The organism is Sphingomonas sp. CCH10-B3 (assembly GCF_001556185.1).
In the GTDB taxonomy this organism is placed as follows: domain Bacteria; phylum Pseudomonadota; class Alphaproteobacteria; order Sphingomonadales; family Sphingomonadaceae; genus Sphingomonas; species Sphingomonas aquatica.
Window position 1 is genome coordinate 1 of sequence record NZ_LSIJ01000057.1, and the last position, 22,463, is coordinate 22,463.

Sequence of the window (22,463 nt, forward strand, 5' to 3'; positions counted from 1 at the left end):
TCTGGCCATATCCCCCCCATCTGCGCTAACCGCACCCCCACACCACAATCCACCCGAAAGTCCCCCTTATGTCCCGTCCTGTCCGCGTTCGTATCGCGCCCTCCCCAACGGGTGAGCCGCATGTCGGCACGCTCTATACCGCGCTGATCAACGAGGCGTTCGCGCGCCGTCATGGCGGCAAGTTCATCCTGCGGATCGAGGATACCGACCAGAGCCGCTCGACCCCCGATAGCGAAGCCAAGATCATGGAGGCATTCGCCTGGATGGGCCTCGAATGGGATGAAGGCCCCGACAAGGGCGGCCCGCACGCGCCCTATCGCCAGAGCGAGCGCAAGGCGATCTACGGCAAATATGCCGACAAGCTGCTGGCCGACGGCAATGCCTTTCGCTGCTTCTGTTCGGCCGAGCGGCTCGAAAGCGTGCGCGCGGCGCAGCGCAAGGCGAACATCCCGCCGCAGTACGACGGCCACTGCCTTACCCTCCCCCCCGCCGAGGCCGAGCGCCGCGTTGCCGAGGGCGAGCCGCATGTGCTGCGGATGAAAGTCCCGCGCCACGGCAGCTGCGACTTCACCGATGGCGTGTACGGCGCAGTGTCGATGCCCTGGGCGAGCATCGACATGCAGGTGCTCGTCAAGTCGGACGGGATGCCGACCTATCACCTCGCCAATGTCGTCGATGATACCGAAATGCAGATCAGCCACGTCATCCGCGGTGAGGAATGGATGGCGTCGACCCCCAAGCACATCCTGCTCTACACCTATCTCGGCCTCACCCCGCCCGCGTTTATCCATCTGCCGCTGATGCGCGCGCTCGATCGATCGAAGCTGTCGAAGCGGCGCAACCCGACCTCGACGTCGTGGTTCCAGGCGCAGGGCTATCTGCCCGAAGCGATGGTCAATTTCCTCGGCCTGCTGTTCGTGCGCCCCGCCGAGGGCGAGGAAGAGATCATGACCAAGGCCGAATTCATCGAGCGCTTCGACATCGGATCGGTGTCGAAGGCAGGGGCGGTGTTCGATTTGCAGAAGCTCGACTGGCTCAACGGACGCTGGCTACGCGAGCGGCTCGAACCCGCCGATTTCCTGGCGCGGGTGATCGGCTGGGCGAATGCCGAGGGCAAGTTCGAAGCGGGGCTCGAATCAGCGCGGACGCGGATCGACAAGTTTGCCGATCTGCCGGGGCTGATGGGCTTCCTGTTCACCGCCGGCGTGTCGGTGACGCGCGAGGACTTCCCGACCGAGAAGCTGACCGAAGCGCAGGTTGCGCAGATATTGGCCGCGACGTTCGCGCTCGTCGAGAAGCTGCCCGAATGGAGCGAGGCGGCGCTGTTCGACGCGGTGAAGGCGATGTCGGTCGAACTGGGGCTGAAGGCGCGCGACACGACGCCGGTGCTGTTCGTCGCGATCACCGGATCGCGCCGCTCGCTGCCGCTGTTCGGGTCGATGGCGCTGCTGGGCCGCTCGGTTTGCCGCGAGCGGCTCCGTGCCGCTGTCCGGCTGTTCGAAGCGGTCCCTGAGGAGGGCGACGACGATACGGACAACGAGCCGGGCCTCTGAAGGGATTTTTGGGGGGCTTTCGATCGATCACCCCCACCCCGTTAGTGTCGAGCGAAGTCGAGACACGGGTGGCGTCGCCTGTGGCCTGTTTCTCGTCTGCGCTCGAAACGAACGGTGGAGGGTGGACAGGCTGAGGGACTAGGCGGCAACCGTGATCGCCACCCGATCCTGATAGAAAGCGATATAGCCACCAAGCGCCGCCACCTGCACGAACGGCTGGGCATAGGTCCAGCCGATCGGCGTCGCGGTCGCATCATCGGCCGCGGCGAAGTACGTCGCCTCACCCTTGAACGGGCAAATGCTGGCCTTACCCGCGATCGCCATCAGCAGGTCGCGCCGCACGTCGTCGGGGTGGAAATACCATACCAAAGCATGGCCCTGTTCGTCGACCACCACCGCGCGGTCGCTGTCGGCGATCACCCGGTCACCCAACCGCGCGACGACGCGGTTGGTGCGCGGGAGCAGATCGACCCGGTAATCGGGCCGGTCGATGTAACCTGAAACAAGCACGTCAAAATCTCCTCGGTCGTTTGCGTCAAACAGCGAGAGCCGCAGCGGCGTGCTTGGCGCGCTCGAAAGCGGCCTCGCTGTCGGGATCGAGCAGGGTCGGCTGGTAGCGTACTTCGGCGACGTCGCTGACGCCCGTCTGGTTGAGCCACGCACGCATATAGGTCGACTGGTGGTCGATGCCGAACGCGGGCGACGGTGCCGCCGGGCTGAACGCGCCGCTGGTATAGACGAGCACCGCGCGTTTGCCCGTGAGCAAACCAAAATAGCCGGTCGCGGGATCGAGGCCGAACAACAGGCCCGGCTGGTGGATGATGTCGATATATTGCTTCAGGCGATAGGGAATGCCGCCATTCCACATCGGCACCGCGAACACATAGGTATCGGCAGCGATAAAGCGCTGGGCGATCGACGTGATCTCGTCCCACGCGGTCTTCTGGCCGTCGCTATGGCTTTGGCCGGTAATCACCGCGAGCTTGGCATTGGCGCGGTCGCCGTCAAACGCCGGGAGCGGTTCGTCCCACAGCTTGATTGTGTCGACTTCCAGACCCGGAGCCGCGGCATCCGCGGCATCGATATAGGCCTGGGCAACCGCCGCCGAACGCGATTCCGCGCGCGGCGAGGCATTGATGTAGAGCAGCTTGGTCATGGCATCATATCCTTTGGGCGATGTCGGGGAGTCCCCCGGGGCGCGCGCGCGGCACCCCGGGGCAGGTGAGAAGGGCGGTCAGCCGAGGTGCTGGCTCAGGAATTCGCGCATCGCCGCGCCGATTTCCTTGGCGTGGGTTTCGAGCGCGAAATGGCCGGTGTCGAAAAAGCGCACATCGGCATTGGGCAGGTCGCGCTTGAACGCCTCGGCGCCGGGCGGGATGAAGAACGGGTCGTTCTGGCCCCACACCGCCAGCAGCGGCGGCTGATGTTCGCGGAAGTACGTCTGGAAGCTGTCGTACGCCGCGACGTTCGAGGCATAATCGAGCAACAGGTCGAGCTGGATGTGGTCGTTACCCGGTCGCGCCAGATAGAAGTCGTCGAGGTTGCGGCCATCGGGCGATACCAGCGATGCGTCGGCGCCGTGGGTATATTGGAACAGCGTCGTCTCAGGGGCGAGGAAACCGCGCAGGGCGTTGCGGTTTTCGTCGGTCGGGTTGGCCCAATAGGCCTGCACCGGGTTGAACGCTTCCGACACGCCTTCGAGATAGGCATTGCCATTCTGGGTGATGATCGCGGTGATGCGCTCAGGGTGCTTGGCGGCAATGCGCAGGCCCACGGGCGCGCCGTAATCGAAGATGTAGATCGCAAACTTGGCAAGGCCGAGCACTTCGGTGAAGCGTTCGATCGTGTTCGCGATGTTGTCGAACGTGTAAGCGTACTGGTCGCGCGGTGCCATCGCCGACTGGCCGAAGCCTGGCAGATCGGGGGCAACGATGTGATAGCGATCGGCGAGCTCGGGAATCAGGTCGCGGAACATGTGGCTCGACGTCGGAAAGCCGTGGAGCAGCAGCAGCGTCGGCCGCGCAGCGTCGCCGGCTTCGCGGTAGAAAATCTCGGTGCCGTCGACAGTGACGGTCTTGAAGCGAATGGTCATGAAAGCCTCCGGGTTGGATTGGCCGGACCGTCCTTGGCCCGTGGCAGCCAATTAGATGCTTTCGAAAAGTCGCAGCAGACGCTAACACCGGGAGTGTTACTTCCATTTTATGGAATATCGGAATGGACCGATTCGACGCGATGCGCACCTTGCTGGCGGCAATCGACGGCGGCAGCCTGTCGGCGGCGTCACGCACGCTCGGCATGCCACTCCCGACCGTCAGCCGGAAGGTGTCGGAGCTGGAAGCGCATCTCGGCACGCAATTGCTGATCCGCACCAGCCGCAAGCTCGTGCTGACCGAGGCAGGCGAAGGATTCGTCGCCGCTGCGCGGCGGGTGATGGCCGATCTCGACGAAGCCGAACGTGCAGCCGCAGGTGAATATCGTACGCCGAGCGGCGATCTGCTCGTCACCGCGTCGCTGCGCTTCGGCAAGGCCTATCTCACGCCGGTGGTGCTCGACTTTCTTGCCGCATACCCCCGCGTCAATGTGCGGATTATCGCCGCCGATTATGTCGTCGACCTGATCGAAAATCACGTCGATGTCGCGATACGGATCGGTCGCCTTCCCGATTCGAGTCTGGTCGCACGGCGGATCGGCGACACCGGCTGGGTGGTGTGCGCCAGCCCCGCCTATCTCGCCGCCCACGGCGTGCCGCAGACGCCCGAAGATCTGGCCGAGCACGCCTGCATCGCTTTCGAAGGGCTGCAGCCCGCGCGGAGCTGGCCGTTCGGCGTCGATGCGACCGCGCGGTCGGTCCGCTTCACCCCGCGCTTTGCCGGCAACACCGCCGATGCCGTGATCGCGGCAGCCGAGGCTGGTGTCGGCATCGGCCGGTTGCTGTCCTATCAGGCCGCCGAAGCGATCGCGGCGGGCACGCTCGTCCCGATCCTGATCGATCACGCTCCGCCGCCGATGCCGGTGCATCTGGTGCATCCCGGCCTGCCGATGGTGCCGCTGAAGCTGCGCGCCTTCCTCGACTTCGTCGCACCCCGGCTGCGCACCGCACTGGCCGGGGGCGCACCGCCTAAAGTCGCCTGAGCGCTGCGCACACCCTTGCGCTTGTGCAATGCAGCGCGCAAACTCCCCCACAGGGAGACAGGCGTTTGGCGGCACCAGCCTTTGATGAAATGCACGGCGACGGATCGGCGATCCGCGATGCCTATGCGCTCATCGCCCAATGGCTCGACAATGCCCCGCCCGATTTCCTCCAGACGCGCCGCGCGCAGGCCGAGCTGTTCTTCCGCCGCATCGGCATCACCTTTGCCGTCTATGGCGATGCCGATGCCAGCGAGCGGCTGATCCCGTTCGACATCGTCCCGCGCATCCTGTCGCGGCGCGAATGGGCGCGGCTGGAGGCTGGGCTGATCCAGCGCGTCGGCGCGCTCAACGCTTTCCTCAACGACATTTACGGGCCGCGCGAAATCCTGAAGGCGGGGATCATCCCCGAAGCGCTGATCCTGCAGAACCCGCAATTTTGCTTGACCGCGATGTCGCTGCGGCCCGCGCACGGCGTCTACACCCACATCGCCGGGATCGACATCGTCCGCACCGGGCCGGACCAATTCTATGTGCTCGAGGATAATGCGCGCACCCCGTCGGGCGTGTCGTACATGCTCGAGAATCGCGAAGTGATGCTGCGGCTGCTGCCCGAATTGTTCGACAAGCACCGCGTCGCGCCGGTCGAGGATTATCCCGAAACGCTGCTCGCGACCTTGCGGTCGGTCGCGCCGCCCTATTGCCCCGGGCAGCCGACGGTCGCGGTGCTGACGCCGGGTTTCCACAACTCGGCCTATTATGAGCACAGCTTCCTTGCCGACAAGCTGGGCGTCGAACTGGTCGAAGGCAGCGACCTGACGGTGCGCGACAACATCCTCTACATGCGCACCACCGAAGGGCCGAAGCGGATCGATGTGATCTATCGCCGCGTCGACGACGATTATCTCGACCCGCTGGCGTTCCGCGCCGATTCGATGCTGGGCGTGCCGGGGATTGTCGCGGCGCACGCCGCCGGCAATCTGACGATTGCGAACGCGATCGGCACCGGCATTGCCGACGACAAGGCGATCTACAGCTACATGCCCGAGATCGTGCGTTTCTACACGGGTCAGGACGCGCTGCTGGAGAATGTGCCGACGTGGCGGTGCCGCGAGGCCGACGCGCTGGCTTATGTGATTGGCCATCTCGACGAGCTGGTCGTCAAGGAAGTCGACGGATCGGGCGGCTATGGCATGCTGGTCGGCCCGCACGCCTCGACCAGCGAGATCGAATCGTTCCGCGCGAAGCTGATCGCCAATCCCGAGAAATTCATCGCCCAGCCGACGCTGGCGCTGTCGACCTGCCCGACGCTCGGCCATAGCGGCATCGTGCCGCGCCACGTCGACCTGCGCCCGTTCGTGCTGACCGGGGCCAATGGATCGCGGATCGTCCCCGGCGGGCTGACGCGCGTCGCGCTGAAGGAGGGGTCGCTGGTCGTCAATTCGAGCCAGGGCGGCGGCACCAAGGACACATGGGTGCTCGATGACTAAAGTCGAGTGCAAAGCCAGTGCGTCATTGCGAGCGCAGCGAAGCAATCCAGCGTGTGTCGCTGGTGGCGTTGGATTGCTTCGCTGCGCTCGCAATGACGGATGTTTGAATTTGGCTGACCTTCAGACTGGGGGGCGCCGCTGAATGTTGTCGCGCACCGCCTCCGCGCTGTTCTGGACCGGGCGCTATATCGAGCGCGCCGATTTCGTGTCGCGGTTGATCGACGCGACGATCCGCCTCGCGGCGCTGCCATCGAGCTATGGCGGCGACGTCGCGGCATGGACCGGGGCGCTCGCCGCCGCCGGCGCGCGTCAGGGCTTCGAATCGATCCACCCGACGCTCAGCGAGCGCGCAGCAGTGCAATTCCTATCGCTCGACCCCGCCAATCCCTCGTCGATGCGCAGCTGCATCGAGCGCGCGCGCACCAATGCCCGCGCCGTGCGCACCGCGCTGACCGCCGAAGGATGGGAAGCGATCAACGCGGCGTGGCTCGACATGCAGCGCTTCGGCGTCCAGCTCGACAGCCGCCCGACGCTCAACCGCCTGCTCGAATCGGTGCAGTCGGCGGCGCTGTCGTTCGACGGCGCGACGCACCGGACGATGCTGCGCGACGATGCCTATTGGTTCATCCGCATGGGCGCGACGATCGAACGCGCCGACAACACCGCGCGGCTGCTCGACGTAAAATACCATCTGCTGCTGCCGCGCGACGAGCCGGTCGGCGGCAGTCTCGATTATTTCCAGTGGACGACGATCCTGCGCACGGTGTCGGCGCTGACGGCGTATCGCCATGTCTATCGCGACAGCGTGAAGCCGTGGCTGGTCGCCGATCTGCTGATTCTCAACCGCCGCATGCCGCGCTCGCTGGCGGCGTGCGCGAGCGACATGGTGCGCTATCTCGACCTGCTCGGCGCCGCCAGCGGTCGCCGGGGCCCCGCGCACCGGCAAGCGGGCGCGCTGGCCACCAAGCTGGGCAATGCGCGGATCGAGACGATCTTCGCCAGCGGCCTGCATGAAGCGATTCAGGACTTCCTGGCCGAAAACAACAGGCTCGGCATCCTGATCAGCGAGCAATATCTGTTCTGATGCTGCTGACGATCAACCACCGCACGCGCTATCGCTATGATGGCAGCGCCGCCGACGTCATCCAGGCGCTGCGCCTGACGCCGGGCCCGCACGACGGCCAGCACATCCGCAACTGGCGAATCGATGCCGATATCGACGGCTGTTTTCGCGACAGCACCGATGCTTTCGGCAACCGGGTGACGATGTTCTACGCCGACCGACCGGTTCGCGAAGTCACGATTATCGTGACCGGCGAAGCCGAGATGACCGACACCGTCGGCATGGTCCGCGCGCATGAACCGCTGCCGCCCGCGATTTTTCTGCGATCAACGCCGCTGACCGCGCCCGACCCGGTAATTGCCGCACTCGCCGGGCGTTTCGCGGGCGGGACCAAGCTCGCGGCGCTGCACGGGCTGTGCGACGCCCTTTTTGCCGAGATGCGCTTCGAAATCGGCGCGACCGATGCCCGCACCACTGCCGCCGCTGCGCTGTCGGCGGGGCATGGCGTCTGTCAGGATTTCGCGCACATCTTCATTGCCGCCGCACGACATCTCGGCGTGCCCGCGCGCTATGTGTCGGGGCATCTGGCGCGCACGCAGCAACAGGAAGCCGCCCATGCCTGGGCCGAGGCATTGGTCCCCGATCTCGGCTGGATCGCTTTTGATCCGGCGAATGGCATCTGCGCGACCGATTCCTATTTGCGCGTCGCCGTCGGTCTCGATTACCTTGATGCCGCGCCCATTCGCGGCGCGCGGCGCGGGGGCGGCGGCGAACATCTTAGCGTCACGGTCGATGCCGAAGCCGCGATGCGCCAATCCCAAAGCTGACCACCGGGGGAACGGGCAGGCGGATGACTTATTGTGTCGGGATCCTGGTGCGCGACGGCATCGCGATGCTGGCCGACACCCGCACCAATGCGGGCGTCGACAACATCTCCACCTATCGCAAGCTGCGGCTGTTCGGGAACGACGGCAAGCGGCTGATCATGATCGCCTCGGCCGGCAGCCTGTCGACCACGCAGGCGGCGCTCCAGCGGCTGACGCGCGGCATCCTGAACCCCGAGACCGGCGAGTCCGAGACGCTCGACAATGTCGCCAACATCTTTTCAGCCGCGCTCGCCGCCGGTCGCGCGATTCGGGCATCGCGCGACGCCTTCGAAAGCCTTGAGCAAGGCGACATCAACTTCAACACGACGTTTCTGGTCGGCGGATCGATCGACGGCGAGCCGACGCGGCTGTTCCTTGTCTATCCGGCGGGCAATGCGATCGAATGCCAGCCCGACACGCCCTTTCTCCAGATCGGCGAGAATAAATATGGCAAGCCGATCCTCGACCGCGCGCTGCATTACGACATGCCGATGCGCGAGGCAGTGAAGGTCGCACTGATCTCGTTCGATTCGTCGATTCGGTCGAATCTGGCCGTCGGCCTGCCGATCGATCTGGCGATTGCCGACACCGGCGCGGGCAGCACGCGCGTGATGACACGGATCGAAGTCGATGACCCCTATTTCACCGATCTGTCGCAGCGCTGGTCCGACGCGCTGACCGCCGCGCTGACGACGATCCCGCCGCCGCCCTATGCGGGCGCCTGACCGACCAGCGCCTTGAGCGGCACCTGCGGATCGGCGAGCTGGGCGGCATCGGCCCGCACCGCACCCGCCACCAGCGCGCGGCCCGCGACATAATCCTTGACCGCGTTGACGCAGTCGAGCGCAACCACCGCGCCGTCCTTGAGGTAAATCACCGAAAAGCTGCGCGCCGCCGGATCGCCACGGAGCACCGTTGCGTCATGGCCGATCGACAGGCCGACGGTCTGGAGCTTCAGGTCATATTGGTTCGACCAGAACCACGGCACCGCATCATAGGGTGCCGGCACGCCGAGGATCGCGCGCGCGGCAACGGTCGCCTGATCATTGGCGTTCTGGACGGATTCGAGCCGGATTGCGGCGCCCCCGGCAAAGCGATTGGCGTGGAGCGCCGCGTCGCCGATTGCGAACACATCGGCCAGGCTGGTGCGGCAATGATCGTCGACGCGCACGCCATTGCCGCCTTCGGCGCCCGCCGCCAGCAGCGGCGCGACGGCGGGGATGATACCGATGCCGACGATCACCAGCCCGGCACCGATCACCGTTCCATCCGCGAGCCGAACCCCGGTCGCGCGGCCATCCACGGTTTCGATCGCCGCGACCGATGCCGACAGATGCAGTTCGACGCCATGCGCGCGGTGTTCGGCCTCGAAGAACTGCGAGAGCTCAGGACCGGCGACCCGCGCGAGCACCCGATCGGCGGCTTCGAACAGCGCGACCCGCTTGCCGAGCTTGGTCAGCACAGCGGCTGCCTCCAGCCCGATATACCCGCCACCGACGATCGCGACCGTATCAACGGCGGCGAGCTCGGTGAGCAGCCCGTCGATGTCCGCGCGCGTGCGAATGTGGTGGACGCCCGCGGCATCCGCGCCCTCGCACGCCAGCCGACGCGGTGTGCCGCCTGTCGCCCAGATCAGCTGGCCAAAACCGATCTCAGCCCCGCTTTCGCAGGTAACCCGGTGCGCGGCAGGATCGACGGCCACGACTCGCTCGCCGAGCAGAAACTCGACCGCGCGCTCGACCCAGAAGTCGGGTTTTCTGATCAGCAGCCGGTCAAAGCTCTTGTCGCCCGCCAGATAGTCCTTCGACAGCGGCGGGCGTTCATAGGGCAGCTCGGGCTCGTCGCCGATGACCAGCACCGACCCGGCGAATCCGCCCTGCCGCAACGCAATCGCGGCCTGCGCGCCGCCATGCCCGGCGCCGACAATCACCACATCGCCGTGACGCATGCTCAGCTCTGCCACTGCACCTGCGCGCCGAGGCTGACGAGATTGCCGACGAAATCGGGGTGCGCCCGGCGGATCGGGTCGGCGTCGAGGATCACTGACTCGCCCTCGATGCTGGTCGCGATCATCAGCAGCGCGATAGCGACGCGGATGATGTAGGGCGAGGTCACCGTGCCCGGCCGCAATTCCTTGCCGCCAAAGGTGATCAACCGGTGCGGGTCGCACATCAGGGTATGCGCGCCGAACAGCGCCAGTTCGGTGTGCCAGCCGAGCGCGCCTTCATAGACCTTGTTCCAGAACATCGTCTGGCCCTCGGCCCGCACGCCGAGCGCGATGAAGATCGGCAGCAGGTCGGCGGGGATATAGGGCCAGGGCGCCGCCTCGACCTTCATGATCAGCGTGTCGGTGAAGGGGCGGCGGACCTTGAGCTGCTGGCCGCCCGCGATGCTCGACAGGCCGTTCTTGTGCTCGATCTCGGCCCCGAACTTGGCGAAGGTACGGTCGATCAGCGGGAAGAATTCGGGGTGCTGGTTGCGCACCGAAATCGACCCGCCCGACACTGCGCCGAGCGCGAGGAACGTCGCAATCTCGTGGAAATCTTCCCAAAAGGTGTAATCGATACCGCTCAGCTCGCGCACGCCCTCGATCGTCAGCGTGGATGTACCCGCGCCGGTGATCCTGGCGCCCATTTCAATCAGGAAGCTGCACAGCTCCTGCACATGCGGCTCGCAGGCGGCGTTGGTGATGCGCGAGACGCCATCGGCGACGACCGCGCACAGGACGAAATTCTCGCTCGTCGTGACCGAGGCATATTCGAGCCACATGTCGGCCGCCGGGAAGCGCTTCGGCGCAGCGAGCGCGATCACCGACGGGTCGTGATCGTCGACCAGCGTGCCGAACGCGCGAAATACTTCGATATGCGGGTCGAGCTCGCGCGCGCCTAGCGTGCAGCCCTTGGTCGCACCCTGCAACGCCGCGGTGCCGAGCCGGTAGAGGAAGCCGGGCACCAGCAGCACCGCCGCGCGCATCGCCTCGGGTGAGCGGGCCGTGACGCCGGCGTTAAGCTGGCGATGTTCGATCTGCATCACCTTGGCATCGGTATCCCACTCAACCTTCGAGCCGAGCTCGCGGAAGATGTCGACCAGACGCCGAACGTCGGTGATGTCGGGGACGTTGCGCAGCGTAATCGGTGCTTCGGTCAGCAAGGTCGCGCACAAAATCGGCAACACGGCATTCTTGTTGGCGGACGGCGTGATATGGCCGTTCAAAGCGCCCCCGCCCCGCACCAAAAGCGACGTCACGCACATTCTCCAGATCGTGGGAAATAAGGCAGAGGGGTTATCGGCAAGCGCGGTTGCTGTCCATCCCTGCCCCGGCGCGACGGCTGACGCTGCCCCCTTGGCGCGCCCGATTTTGCCGCTAGACCTTGGCATAACAACACGAAAATGGGGATGTTTGCATGAAACTGCGGGTAATCGCGCTAGGCACAGCTTTGCTGGCCTCAACTTCTTCTTTCGCCCAGAGCGCGCCTGCGATGCCCGACAAGCCGAAACCGCCCAAATGGGACGTCAATGCGCCCCCCGGCATGACGACGCGGCAAGTGCCGATCGACGTGACCGAAGGCAGCTGGATGAACGTCGACGTGTCGCCCGACGGCAAGACGATCGCCTTCGATCTGCTCGGCGATATCTACACCATGCCGATCACCGGCGGCACGCCACGGCGGATCGCCGAGGGCCTCGCTTTCGAGCACCAGCCGCGCTTTTCGCCCGACGGCAAGCGGATCGCTTTCACCTCGGATCGCGGCGGCGGCGACAACATCTGGATCATGAATGTCGACGGCAGCGACAAGCGGCAATTGTCAAAAGAAGATTTCCGCCTGCTCAACCAGCCAAGCTGGAGCCCCGACGGCCGCTTCATCATCGCCAAGAAGCATTTCACGACGCAGCGTTCGCTCGGCACTGGCGAAGTCTGGCTCTATCACGTCTCGGGCGGCGGCGGCGTGCCGCTGGTCAAGCGCGCGAGCGAAGTGCTGCAGAAGGAACTCGGCGAGCCGATCTTCGCGCCCGACGGCAAGAGCATCTATTTCACCCGCAACGTGACGCCCGGGCCGATCTTCGAATATGCCCAAAATTCGAACACCGACCTGTTCCATATCGACCGCTACGACATCGAGACCGGCGAGACCTCGACCGCGGTGTCGGGCGTCGGCGGGTCGGTGCGCCCCTCGCCCTCGCCCGACGGCAAGCTGATCGCTTTCGTCCGGCGCGAGCGGACCAAGTCGAAGCTTTATGTGAAAGACCTCATCTCGGGCGAGGAGCGCAAAATCTATGACGCGCTCGACCAGGACGTGCAGGAAACCTGGGCCGTCACCGGTGTCTATCCCAACATGGCGTGGACGCCCGACAGCAAGTCGATCATCTTCTGGGCGGGCGGCAAGATCCACCGCGTCGGTGCCGACGGATCGGGCGCGTCCGAAATTCCGTTCCGCGTCGCCGACACCCGCGTGGTGATCGACGCGACTCATCCGACGGTCGAGGTCGCGCCGGCGAGCTTTGCCACGAAGATGCCGCGCTGGGCCGAAGTCTCGCCCGACGGCAAGTCGGTGGTGTTCGAAACGCTCGGCAAGCTGTGGGTGAAGCCGATGGCGGGCGGTGCCGCGCGCCGCCTGACCAGCGACACGAGCGATGGCTTTGAACTATGGCCGAGCTGGTCGCGCGACGGCAAGTCGATCGTGTTCGTCGGCTGGAGCGATGCCAAGCTCGGCGCGATCCGCACCGTGGCCGCAACCGGCGGCGCCGCGCGCGACGTGACCGCCCGGCCCGGCCATTATGCCCGCCCCAAATTCTCGCCCGACGGCAAGACGATCGTGTTCGAAAGCGGGCGCGGCGGCGGGCTCACGTCCGATCAGTGGAGCGAGAATCCCGGCGTCTATCGCGTCGCTGCGACCGGCGGCGCCACGACGCGCATCGTCGATAACGGCGCCGTGCCGCAGTTCGGCGCGTCGAACGACCGCGTGTTCATGATCGGCAGCGACAAGGGCAAGCGTCAGCTGATCTCGACCGACCTGAACGGCGAGGCCAAGCGCGTTCATGCGACCGGCGATCTGGTCAACGATTTCCAGGTCGCGCCCGACGGGCAGTATTTCGCGTTCCGCCAGAATTACGAAGCGTTCGTGATGCCGCTGCTCCCCGGCACGCAGGACGTGTCGACCGATGCCAAGGGCGGCGCCCTGCCCGTCACGCGGGTCAGCGGCGAAGGCGCGGACTTCATCCACTGGTCGAACGGCGGCGCGCAAGTCCATTGGAGCCTCGGCCCGATCGTCTACACCGCGCAGACGAGCACGCTGTTCGCGACCGCGCCCGCCAGCGGCGACACTGCCAAGTTCGATCCACCCAAGACCGGCGTCTCGCTGTCGATGGACGTCGCCGCGGCCAAGCCGACCGGCACCGTCGCGCTGACCGGCGCGCGGATCGTGACGATGGCCGACAAGGCGGGCGGCATCATCGATGACGGCGTGATCGTCATCAGCGGCGACCGCATCGTCGCAGTCGGCAAGCGCGGCGCCGTCACCATCCCGGCGGGCGCGAAGATGATCGACGTTACCGGCAAGACGATCATCCCCGGCCTCGTCGATGCGCATGCGCACGGGCCGCAGGGCGATGACGAGCTGGTGCCGCAGCAGAATTGGTCGGCAATCGCCAATCTCGCCTTCGGCACGACGACGATCCACGATCCCTCGTCGCGCGCCGCCGAAATCTTCGTCGCGTCGGAAATGCAGCGCGCGGGCAAGATCCTTGCGCCCCGCATCTTTTCGACCGGCGAGATCGTCTATGGCGCCAAGTCGCCCGAGGTCTATGCCGAGATCAACAGCTATGAAGACGCGCTCGCGCATGTCCGCCGCCTGAAGGCGCAGGGCGGCCATTCGGTGAAGAATTACAACCAGCCGCGCCGCGAACAGCGCCAGATGGTCGTCAAGGCCGCGCAAGCCGAGGGGATGGAAGTCGTGCCCGAGGGCGGCTCGCTCTACACGATGGACGTCAGCCTCATCCAGGACGGCAACTCGACCGTCGAGCACAATGTCCCGCTGGCGATCTTCTACGCCGATCTGGTCAGCCTGTGGACGCAGACCAAGACCTATTACACGCCGACTTTGGTCGTCACCTATGGCGGGCCGGCGGGCGACCCCTATTGGCGCGCGCATACCGAGGTTTGGAAGCATCCGCTGCTGACGAAGCATATTCCGCCCGGCTTGCTAGCGGCGCAGAATGTCCGCCGCGTGCTCGCACCCGAGGAGGATTATGTCGACGGGTGGAGCGCGCGCGAGGCGAAGAAGCTCGCCGACAAGGGCATCCAGGTGTCGATCGGCGCGCATGGCCAGCAGGCCGGGCTCGGCTCGCACTGGGAAATGTGGAGCTTCGCGCGCGGCGGCTGGAGCAACATCGAGGCGCTGGCGGCGGGCACGATCATGCCTGCGACCTCGCTCGGCTATGCCAAGGACGTCGGCTCGCTCGAAGTCGGCAAGCTCGCCGACCTGGTCGTGCTCGACGCTGATCCGACCGTCGACATCCGCAATTCGGACAAGATCAGCCGCGTGATGCTCGGCGGGCGGCTGTACGATGCGGCGACGATGGACGAGGTCGACACGGGCACCCGCAAGCGCGCGCCCTATTGGTGGCAGGCATCGGGCAAGGCGAGCGCCGGGACGGTGAGCGAAAGCCACAGCGACGGCGACACCTGACGCCCATATTGCCTCCACAGTGCGCGGCTAATCGCCCAACCGATCGATTGGGGGAATATGTCATGCGCGGACGGAGGGCGGCGACCATTGCGGCTGGCATCGGTCTGATGATGCTGGGCTGGGCGGCTGCGCAATCGCAGACCGGGCAAGGCCCGCCGCCCGGCGGCCCCCCGCCCGAAGCGATCAAGGCCTGCACCAAGCTGGCCGTCGGCGCCGCGTGCAGCTTCACCGGGCGCGGCGCGCAGAAGCTGAGCGGGAGCTGCTTTGCGCCGCCCGGCCGCGTGCTCGCGTGCCGACCCGCGCGCGGCCCCGGCGGTGCCCCGCCGCCGCCGGGCGGCCCAAGCGAAGTCGGCCCGCCCGGTGGCGGACCGCCCGATGGCGGCGGCGGCACGGCGATTGCCGCCACGCGGGTCTCGACCGGCGGCATCGGCTGCGGGCTGCGCCACGATTCCCTCAATGCCGCAATCGGCATCGCCAGTCGCTATGCGTGGACGTGCGACGCGAGCAACCGCAGGCTGAGCGCGAACGGCATCCCCGATCATGCGCCCGGTGCTTTCCCCAACCCCGGCAATCCCAACCGCATCGCCGCGCAGACCGTCAGCGTCAGCCTGCCGCTCAACCCGGTCGCCGAGACCAAGGCGTGGTTCGTCAAAATCGCGGGCTATGCACTCAACGGCATCAAGTTCGACCCCGGCACGGCGGAAAGCTGCACCAGCAATTGCGGCAATGGCGGGCGCGGCCCCGGCGGCGCATGGCGGATCGAGGCACTCGGGCAAAAATTCTTCGATTTCGGCGTCGACCGCAACAATGCCCATGTCCAGCCGAACGGCGCCTATCATTATCACGGCATTCCCAATGCGCTGGTCAAGCCGGGCAAGATGACGCTGATCGGCTGGGCGAGCGACGGCTATCCGATCTATGGCCGCTATGGCCATGCCGTGGCGCTGGACGCCGCCAGCCCGCTGCGGCCGATGCGATCGAGCTATCGGCTGAAATCGGCCCCCGACGCCGGTCGCCCCGCCGTAAGCATCGCGCCGATGGGCACGTTCGCGCAGGATTATGCCTATGTCGCGGGGTCGGGCGATCTCGACGAGTGCAATGGCCGCCGTGACGTGACGCCCGAATTTCCCAAGGGCGCCTATCATTATTACGCAACCGACGGATATCCCTATATCCAGCGCTGCACCAGGGGGCGCCCGGTGCCGAGCGCCGATGATCGCCCGCGCGGCCTGTTCGGATGATGCGCGTGCTGGTGGCGCTGCTGCTGCTGGCAGCGCTTGCCTGGGCCGCGGCGGCGAATGCGCATCTGCTGCCGAAGCAGAATGCGACGCTCCATGTGATCGGCGACAAGGGCTATCTGGTGGTGTCGGTCCCGGTCGGCGCGCTGACGCGAGTCGATGACGATCGCGACGGGCTGCTCGATACAGGCGAACTCGGCCGCCACAGCGCCGACATCGGGCGACAGTTCCAAGCGCGCTTTCGCGTCGCTTCGCCCGACGGGCCGGCGCCGACCGAGCTGGCGCTGGTCGCCCACCCCGGCAGCGATACCGGCGTGTCCGACCCGACCCGCTATGTCGTCGTGCTGGCAAGCGCGCGGTTCGCCAAGCCGCCCGCCAGCGTCGCGATCGAAACTGACCTGTTCGGCTCCGCCGCCGACGAGCGCCAGATCACGCTGCGCGCGCGGCGCGATTCGACCGCGCCGGGGGGTGACGCCGAAATCGGCGTGCTCGACGCCAGCAACCCGCAGCATCAGTTCTTCCGCGGCGGGTGGGCGATATTTGGCGATTTCGTCCGGCTCGGCATCGAGCATATCCTGCTCGGCTATGACCATCTGCTGTTCCTGCTGACAGTCATCATCGGCGCGAGCGGCTGGCGCTATTGGCTGGGGGTCGTGACCGGTTTCACGGTCGCGCACAGCATTACGCTGACGCTCGCCGCGCTGGGGATCGTCCAAGTACCGGCGGAAATCGTCGAGCCGCTGATCGCGCTCAGCATCGTCGGGATGGGCGCGTTCAACCTGCTCCGGCCCGGCGGCGACGCGCGCTGGCGGGTGGCGCTGGTGATGGCCTGCGGCCTGTTGCACGGATTGGGCTTTGCGTCGGCGCTCGGGGACATGGGCCTCGGCACCGGCAACCGGATCGCGACGCTGGCGGGGTTCAACATCGGCGTAGAGATTGGACAGTTCGCGTTTCTGGCAGCCGTGCTCGGGCTCGGCTGGGTGGCGAGCAAGATGCTGCGGCGGCGGACGCGAGCGAGCCTGCCGCGCCTTGCGTCCGCGCTCGCGTGCGTGCTGGCAGCGGTGATGCTCGTCCTGCGCGTCATCCCCTCGCTTCCGAGCGTCTAGGATGAAATAATCTAGCCCACCCCCGCTCGTTTCGAGCGAAGTCGAGAAACGCTGCGCATCGCTTTTGGGCCTGTTTCTCGACTTCGCTCGAAACAAACGGGTCAATTCGCCGGATGACCCGCGTCAGGGCTCGAACCGGTACCCCGCGCCATAGACCGACGCGATGCACGCCGCGCCCGGATCGACGCTCGCGAATTTCTTGCGGATGTTCTTGACGTGGCTGTCGATCGCGCGGTCGGAACTGCTGTCGGCGCGCTCGCCGAGGCGGTCGAGCAGCTGGTCGCGCGTGAACACCCGCCCCGGCTGCTGCATCAGCGCCGCCGTGATCGCATATTCGGCCGGGCTGAGCGCAAGCCACTTGCCGCGCCAGGCAATCCGCCGTCCGGCCTCGTCAATCGCATAGGGCTTGGCCTCCGCAACCGCACTCGTCACGCGTCCCTCGGCGCGGCGGATCAGCGCAGCGACACGCGCCATCACTTCGCGCGCCGAAAAGGGCTTCGACACATAATCGTCGGCGCCGATACCGAGCCCCTTCAGCCGGTCGATCTCGTCGACCCGCGCGGTCAGCATCAGGATCGGCACCGCGCTGAACGCCCGCGCGCGCTCGCAGATCGCAAAGCCGCTCATCCCCGGCAGCATCAGGTCGAGGATCATCGCCGCCGGGGGCGCCGCCTCCAGCGCCGCGAGCACGCCGCTGCCGTCGGCGAACAGGCGCGGCGTGTAACCCTCCGCCACCAGATAATCGCGCAGCACTTCGGCGATCTTGCGGTCGTCCTCGACCACGAACACGACGCGGCTCATGCCCGTGCCTCGATCGGCAGCTTGATCCGCAGCCGCAAGCCCCCGAGCGGCGAGGCTTCGGCGGCGATGCTTCCGCCATGCGCGCGCACGATCGCGTCGCTGACGGCGAGCCCCAGCCCCGATCCGCCGCGCGCCCGGTCGCGGGCTTCATCGAGCCGGTAGAGCGGCTCGAAAAGCTGCGCGAGTGCCTCGGCAGGCACCCCCGGCGGGCTGTCGTCGATCAGCAGTTGCACATGCGCCCCTTCGACCGAGAGTGTCAGCGCCACTCGCCCCGGTACATCGGTGTAGCGCAGCGAATTGGTGAGCGCATTCGCCAGCAGTTGCTCGATCCGCGCGCCGTCCCACAGCACCGGGAAGGCCGCACGCCCCTCGGTGTCGACCGACACCTCGATCCCGCGCGCTGCCGCCTGCACGGCGAAGCGCGCTGCGGCGTCGCGGCACAGCGCCACAGCATCGCAGCTTTCGAAGCGGCACGGCGGGCGTGCGAGATCGGCCATCGCCAGGAAATGCAGATCCTCGACCAGCCGCCCGAGGCTGAGCGCTTCTTCCTGGACCGAGGCGATCGCGGCCATGCTCAGCGGTCGCACGCCATCGACCAGCGCATCGAGCTCGCCACGGATCGCCGCCAGCGGCGTGCGCAGTTCGTGCGAGACTTCGGCGAGCCAGCGCCGCCGCGCCGTCTCCAGCCGCCCCAGCGTCTCCGCCATCCGGTTGATGTTCTGGGCGACGGCAGTGACTTCGCCAATCGCCGCTTCGGAGGCGCGCGCCGCAAAGTCGCCAGCCGCGATCGCGTCGGTCGCGCGCACCATCTCGCGCGCGGTCCGTTCGCCCCAGCGTGCGATCAGCCATGCGGGCAACAGGCTGACCGCGAGCAGCAGCAGCGCGAGCAGCGCCGCGCCCTGGTACTGGCTGGTCAGGAAGCGCGCATCGACGCCCCCGGCGGGCCGCCCGCGCGGCACCATCGCCACCGAGCCGATCACTTCGCCGCCCAGCACAACGTCGCGCCGCACAATCTGCGCCAGCTTGTCGCGACGGCGCGGCAGCGGCGGCCCTTCGAGGATGCGGTCGGTGGCGTCGCGGATGATCAGTCGCCGCTCGATCGCTTCGGGCGGCGGCCCACGCCGTGGCGGTGGCGGCAAGTCATCGGGCGGCGGTGGTCGACCGCGCCGGCCACGCGGCGGCCCCGGGCGAACGGCATGGATGAGCTGCGGCAAAGTGAAATCCCCGCGCCGGAATGCCGCCAGCCCGCCGCGCCGCTCGCCTTCATCGCGCGCCATGCCAATCAGCGCGTTGAAGCGCTCGCGATCATTGGCCGCGAGATAGTCGGTGAAGCCGCGCTGCAGGTTGATTGCCATCACCCCGGCCATCGTCAGCTCGCCGAGCAGCGCCGTTCCCGCGATCAACAGGAACGTCAGGGTGAACAGGCGGATCTTCATCGCGGCAGGCTGCGCCCCCTCCCGGCTCTTGTCGAGGCTCTGGCGATCACGCCAGCACCACGATTGTGGAGCAAGAATGGAGGCGGGCGCCGCCTGCCGCCTTTATTTACCGTCGTTACTCGTTGCCGCCGATGAAGTGGCCGAGCCCGCCGAGCACGCCGCCTTCGCCGCGATTCTGGCCGCCGGTCGGCCCCGCGACTGCGATCACGCGCCCGGCGAGCCGCGAGAAGGGCAGCGACTGGATCCACACCTTGCCCGGCCCGCGCAGCCGCGCGAAGAACAGGCCTTCGCCGCCGAACACGATGCTTTTCACCCCGCGCACCATTTCGAGGTCGAACTCAATGCTGGGCGTGTAAGCGGCAAGGCAGCCGGTATCGACGTGCAGCACTTCGCCCGGCCCCAGCGTGCGTTCGGTGACGGTACCGCCCATCTGGACGAACACCCAGCCATCGCCTTCGAGCTTCTGCATGATGAAGCCTTCACCGCCGAACAGCCCGGTCATCACCCGGCGCTGAAACGCGATGCCGATCGACACGCCCTTGGCGGCGGCGAGGAAAGCGTCCTTCTGGCAGATCAGCGTGCCACCGTAATCCGACAGCTTGAGCGGCAGAATCGCCCCGGGCGTGGGCGCGGCAAAGGCGACGCGCGCCTTGCCGCTGCCATGATGCGTGAACACCGTCGTGAACAGGCTCTCACCGGTCAGCAGCCGTTTCCCTGCGCCGACCAGCGCGCCCATGAAACCGCCACCGCCCGACTGCGCCCCCGATCCGTCGCCGAACACCGTCGACATTTCGATGCTCGCATCCTTCCAGATGAAGGCGCCGGCTTCGGCGACCGCGCTTTCGCCGGGATCGAGCTCGATCTCGACGAATTGCAGTTCCTGACCCTTGATTTCGAAGTCGATATCGTCGGCGACACCGGCGGCGCGGCTGTGTGACCATGGGCTTTGCGGCATGGGAAAGGCTCCTCTTTTGGTGATGCGCACTGATAACACGCGGCGTACCGAGGCGCGAGCGCAACTGTTGCGGCGAAAGCGGCAAAGTCCGATAGCGCGGGCGATGCGTGTCGCTTGCCTCCTGCTCGCCTTGCCCTGCCCGGCGCTCGCGCAGGAGGCGCCCGAAGTCGTCGTGCTCGGCACCCCGCTCAAGGCACCACCGGGGACGCCCGCCTATGGATCGGTGGTGATCGATCGCGAACGGCTGACCGGCGATGCTTCGGGCCGGGTCGAGGATGTGCTGCTCGACGTCGCCGGCTTCCAGCAGTTCCGCCGCAGCGACAGCCGCTCGGCCAATCCGTCGGCGCAAGGCGTCACCCTGCGCGCGCTCGGCGGCAATGCGACGAGCCGCGCGCTGGTGCTGCTCGACGGCGTACCGATCGCCGATCCCTTCTTCGGCTACATCCCCTTCAACGCGCTGGTGCCGGGCCAGCTCGGCGCGGTGCGGGTGACGCGCGGCGGTGGCGCGGGCGCGTTCGGCGCGGGTGCCGTGGCGGGGACGATCGAACTCGAAAGCGCCACGCGCGCCAATCTGCCGGCGCTGGCCGCCAGTGCCGACTATGGCAGCTTCAACTCGGTTCGGGCGGAAGCGAGCGCGGCCCCGCGGCTGGGCGCGGGCTTCATCGCGCTCGGCGGGCGGTGGGAACGCAGCGACGGCTTCTTCACAACGCCGCTCGACCAGCGCGTGCCCGCGAGTGCGCGGGCGCGCTTCGCCGATTGGTCGGCGAGTGCGCGCGCAGTCGTGCCGATCGACGCACAGACCGAGGTGCAGGCGCGGCTGAGCTTTTTCCGCGACGACCGCACACTGCGCTTCACCGGCGCCGACAGCTTCGCCGAGGGGCAGGACGCGAGCGTCCGGCTGATCCACCGCGGGCGCTGGCAGGTCGAGGCGCTCGGCTATCTCCAGGCGCGCGATTTCGGCAACAAGGTGGTCAGCGCGACCAGCTTCCGGCTGACGCTCGACCAACGAAAAACCCCGTCGACGGGCTATGGCGGCAAGATCGAGCTGCGCCCGCCGGTCGGCCCCGACCATGTGCTGCGGATCGGCGCCGATGTCCGCGTCGCCGACGGCAGGCTGTTCGAGGATGCCTATTCGGCGGCGGGCTCTGTCACCGCGCGGCGCACGGCAGGCGGGCGGATCACGACCGCGGGCGCCTATGCCGAGGATGACTGGACGCTCGGGCGACTGGTGCTGACGGGCGGCGTTAGGGTCGATCGCTGGACGATTGCGGGCGGCTTCTTTCGCGAGCTTGCCGGATCGGGCGCGGTCAACGCCGACCGCCGCTTTGCCGATCGCAGCGGGACCGAAGTGACCGGGCGTGCGGGGCTTGCGTGGCGGGCGGCAGGTGGCGTCACGCTGCGCGCGGCGGGCTACACCGGCTTTCGTGTGCCGACGCTCAACGAACTCTACCGCCCGTTCGTGGTGTTTCCGGTGACGACACAGGCGAACGAAGCGCTGGCGCCCGAACGGTTGCGCGGCGGCGAGATCGGCATCGATCTGGTGCCCGCACGCGGCATGACGATAGGCCTCACGGCGTTCCACAACCGGCTGGAGGGAGCAATCGGCAACGTCACGCTCGCGCCCAATCTGCGCCAGCGCCAGAACCTGCACGCGATCACCGCGCAGGGGATTGAGGTTACCGCCAACGTGCATCGCGGGCCGTGGTCGCTCACCGCCAGCTATGCCTATAGCGACAGCCGGGTGCGCCAGCCCGGACCGCTCGACGGCCTGCGTCCGGCGCAGTCGCCCCAGCACAGCGCAAGCGCGACGCTCGGCTGGACTCCGCGCCGTGGGCCTGCACTATCGGCGACGCTGCGCCACGTCGGTGCGCAATTCGAAGACGACCTTCAGATCGACCGGCTGCCCCCGGCGACCACGCTCGACGCCACCGCGCGGCTGCCGATCGGGCGCCACATCGCGATCAGCCTGCGCGCCGAAAATGTCACCGACAGCCGCGTGGTGACGCGCAACGCCGCCGGGTCGATCGACCTCGGCACGCCGCGCACGCTCTGGATCGGCGTTCGTCTCACGCCGTAAACGGCTTACACTTTGTTACCAATATTTGCTGGTCGAAACGTTCATTTTTTGGTTCCTAATGGG

Annotated in this window: 18 protein-coding genes; 10 read left to right on the forward strand and 8 right to left on the reverse strand. The window is 67.0% G+C overall.

The annotated features are described in order from the left end of the window. Positions 1–68: 68 nt before the first annotated feature. Positions 69–1,553, forward strand: coding sequence for a glutamate--tRNA ligase (gltX, locus tag AX672_RS08810; protein WP_066650773.1), 1,485 nt, complete (start codon positions 69–71; stop codon positions 1,551–1,553). Between the two features lie 138 nt (positions 1,554–1,691). Here the strand turns inward: gltX and AX672_RS08815 are convergent, their stop codons facing one another. The 3 genes from AX672_RS08815 to AX672_RS08825 form a co-directional block, all read right to left on the reverse strand. Further along, positions 1,692–2,063: a DUF427 domain-containing protein gene (locus tag AX672_RS08815; RefSeq protein ID WP_066650774.1), complete on the reverse strand. Its 372-nt coding sequence runs from the start codon at positions 2,061–2,063 to the stop codon at positions 1,692–1,694. 25 nt (positions 2,064–2,088) lie between these two features. Further along, on the reverse strand, positions 2,089–2,709 hold the full coding sequence (locus AX672_RS08820) for an FMN-dependent NADH-azoreductase (protein WP_066650775.1): 621 nt from the start codon (positions 2,707–2,709) through the stop codon (positions 2,089–2,091). A 78-nt stretch (positions 2,710–2,787) separates the two neighbouring features. After that, positions 2,788–3,645, reverse strand: a complete 858-nt coding sequence (locus tag AX672_RS08825) for an alpha/beta fold hydrolase (RefSeq protein ID WP_066650776.1) — start codon at positions 3,643–3,645, stop codon at positions 2,788–2,790. A gap of 122 nt (positions 3,646–3,767) precedes the next feature. On the opposite strand from AX672_RS08825, the gene AX672_RS08830 reads away from it, so the two are divergent. From AX672_RS08830 to AX672_RS08850, 5 genes are all read left to right on the forward strand, one after another. Further along, positions 3,768–4,685 carry a LysR family transcriptional regulator gene (locus tag AX672_RS08830; protein ID WP_066650777.1) on the forward strand — a complete coding sequence of 306 codons (918 nt, stop codon included), beginning with the start codon at positions 3,768–3,770 and terminating at the stop codon, positions 4,683–4,685. An 89-nt stretch (positions 4,686–4,774) separates the two neighbouring features. After that, entirely contained in the window at positions 4,775–6,172 is a 1,398-nt protein-coding gene (locus AX672_RS08835) for a circularly permuted type 2 ATP-grasp protein (RefSeq protein WP_066650778.1), read from the forward strand. Between the two features lie 142 nt (positions 6,173–6,314). After that, positions 6,315–7,256: an alpha-E domain-containing protein gene (locus AX672_RS08840; protein WP_066650779.1), complete on the forward strand. Its 942-nt coding sequence runs from the start codon at positions 6,315–6,317 to the stop codon at positions 7,254–7,256. After that, positions 7,256–8,062 (forward strand): transglutaminase family protein, encoded by an 807-nt coding sequence (locus AX672_RS08845; protein ID WP_066650780.1) that lies wholly within the window; start codon positions 7,256–7,258, stop codon positions 8,060–8,062. Before AX672_RS08840 ends, AX672_RS08845 begins: the two co-directional genes overlap by 1 nt. A gap of 23 nt (positions 8,063–8,085) precedes the next feature. Beyond that, positions 8,086–8,826 carry a peptidase gene (locus tag AX672_RS08850; RefSeq protein WP_066650781.1) on the forward strand — a complete coding sequence of 247 codons (741 nt, stop codon included), beginning with the start codon at positions 8,086–8,088 and terminating at the stop codon, positions 8,824–8,826. Here AX672_RS08850 and AX672_RS08855 read toward each other — a convergent pair. Next, positions 8,811–10,049, reverse strand: a complete 1,239-nt coding sequence (locus tag AX672_RS08855; RefSeq protein ID WP_066650827.1) for an NAD(P)/FAD-dependent oxidoreductase — start codon at positions 10,047–10,049, stop codon at positions 8,811–8,813. The genes AX672_RS08850 and AX672_RS08855 overlap by 16 nt on opposite strands. A 2-nt stretch (positions 10,050–10,051) precedes the next feature. Then, on the reverse strand, positions 10,052–11,347 hold the full coding sequence (locus tag AX672_RS08860) for a UDP-N-acetylglucosamine 1-carboxyvinyltransferase (protein ID WP_066650826.1): 1,296 nt from the start codon (positions 11,345–11,347) through the stop codon (positions 10,052–10,054). A gap of 233 nt (positions 11,348–11,580) precedes the next feature. Between AX672_RS08860 and AX672_RS08865 the strand changes: the two genes are divergently transcribed. The 3 genes from AX672_RS08865 to AX672_RS08875 all read left to right on the forward strand — a co-directional run bounded on the left by AX672_RS08865 (position 11,581) and on the right by AX672_RS08875 (position 17,131). Beyond that, entirely contained in the window at positions 11,581–14,787 is a 3,207-nt protein-coding gene (locus AX672_RS08865; RefSeq protein ID WP_372587569.1) for an amidohydrolase family protein, read from the forward strand. A 62-nt stretch (positions 14,788–14,849) separates the two neighbouring features. After that, on the forward strand, positions 14,850–16,028 hold the full coding sequence (locus AX672_RS08870; protein WP_168727410.1) for a YHYH protein: 1,179 nt from the start codon (positions 14,850–14,852) through the stop codon (positions 16,026–16,028). Further along, positions 16,025–17,131: a HupE/UreJ family protein gene (locus AX672_RS08875; protein WP_066650784.1), complete on the forward strand. Its 1,107-nt coding sequence runs from the start codon at positions 16,025–16,027 to the stop codon at positions 17,129–17,131. Before AX672_RS08870 ends, AX672_RS08875 begins: the two co-directional genes overlap by 4 nt. A 123-nt stretch (positions 17,132–17,254) precedes the next feature. Here AX672_RS08875 and AX672_RS08880 read toward each other — a convergent pair whose 3' ends face one another. From AX672_RS08880 to AX672_RS08890, 3 genes are all read right to left on the reverse strand, one after another. Further along, on the reverse strand, positions 17,255–17,932 hold the full coding sequence (locus AX672_RS08880) for a response regulator (protein ID WP_066650785.1): 678 nt from the start codon (positions 17,930–17,932) through the stop codon (positions 17,255–17,257). Then, entirely contained in the window at positions 17,929–19,368 is a 1,440-nt protein-coding gene (locus tag AX672_RS08885) for an ATP-binding protein (protein ID WP_066650786.1), read from the reverse strand. Before AX672_RS08885 ends, AX672_RS08880 begins: the two co-directional genes overlap by 4 nt. A 115-nt stretch (positions 19,369–19,483) precedes the next feature. Continuing rightward, positions 19,484–20,323 carry a TIGR00266 family protein gene (locus tag AX672_RS08890; RefSeq protein ID WP_066650787.1) on the reverse strand — a complete coding sequence of 280 codons (840 nt, stop codon included), beginning with the start codon at positions 20,321–20,323 and terminating at the stop codon, positions 19,484–19,486. A gap of 103 nt (positions 20,324–20,426) precedes the next feature. Between AX672_RS08890 and AX672_RS08895 the strand changes: the two genes are divergently transcribed. Continuing rightward, positions 20,427–22,400, forward strand: a complete 1,974-nt coding sequence (locus AX672_RS08895; protein ID WP_066650788.1) for a TonB-dependent receptor — start codon at positions 20,427–20,429, stop codon at positions 22,398–22,400. The last annotated feature ends 63 nt before the right edge of the window (positions 22,401–22,463 follow it).

Coding starts and splice junctions, on each gene's coding strand:
- gltX (WP_066650773.1), top strand. CDS start 69: ATGTCCCGTCCTGTCCGCGTTCGTATCGCGCCCTCCCCAACGGGTGAG.
- AX672_RS08830 (WP_066650777.1), top strand. CDS start 3,768: ATGGACCGATTCGACGCGATGCGCACCTTGCTGGCGGCAATCGACGGC.
- AX672_RS08840 (WP_066650779.1), top strand. CDS start 6,315: ATGTTGTCGCGCACCGCCTCCGCGCTGTTCTGGACCGGGCGCTATATC.
- AX672_RS08875 (WP_066650784.1), top strand. CDS start 16,025: ATGATGCGCGTGCTGGTGGCGCTGCTGCTGCTGGCAGCGCTTGCCTGG.
- AX672_RS08835 (WP_066650778.1), top strand. CDS start 4,775: ATGCACGGCGACGGATCGGCGATCCGCGATGCCTATGCGCTCATCGCC.
- AX672_RS08865 (WP_372587569.1), top strand. CDS start 11,581: ATGCCCGACAAGCCGAAACCGCCCAAATGGGACGTCAATGCGCCCCCC.
- AX672_RS08880 (WP_066650785.1), bottom strand. CDS start 17,932: ATGAGCCGCGTCGTGTTCGTGGTCGAGGACGACCGCAAGATCGCCGAA.
- AX672_RS08895 (WP_066650788.1), top strand. CDS start 20,427: ATGCGTGTCGCTTGCCTCCTGCTCGCCTTGCCCTGCCCGGCGCTCGCG.
- AX672_RS08820 (WP_066650775.1), bottom strand. CDS start 2,709: ATGACCAAGCTGCTCTACATCAATGCCTCGCCGCGCGCGGAATCGCGT.
- AX672_RS08825 (WP_066650776.1), bottom strand. CDS start 3,645: ATGACCATTCGCTTCAAGACCGTCACTGTCGACGGCACCGAGATTTTC.
- AX672_RS08890 (WP_066650787.1), bottom strand. CDS start 20,323: ATGCCGCAAAGCCCATGGTCACACAGCCGCGCCGCCGGTGTCGCCGAC.
- AX672_RS08885 (WP_066650786.1), bottom strand. CDS start 19,368: ATGAAGATCCGCCTGTTCACCCTGACGTTCCTGTTGATCGCGGGAACG.
- AX672_RS08850 (WP_066650781.1), top strand. CDS start 8,086: ATGACTTATTGTGTCGGGATCCTGGTGCGCGACGGCATCGCGATGCTG.
- AX672_RS08855 (WP_066650827.1), bottom strand. CDS start 10,049: ATGCGTCACGGCGATGTGGTGATTGTCGGCGCCGGGCATGGCGGCGCG.
- AX672_RS08870 (WP_168727410.1), top strand. CDS start 14,850: ATGCGCGGACGGAGGGCGGCGACCATTGCGGCTGGCATCGGTCTGATG.
- AX672_RS08845 (WP_066650780.1), top strand. CDS start 7,256: ATGCTGCTGACGATCAACCACCGCACGCGCTATCGCTATGATGGCAGC.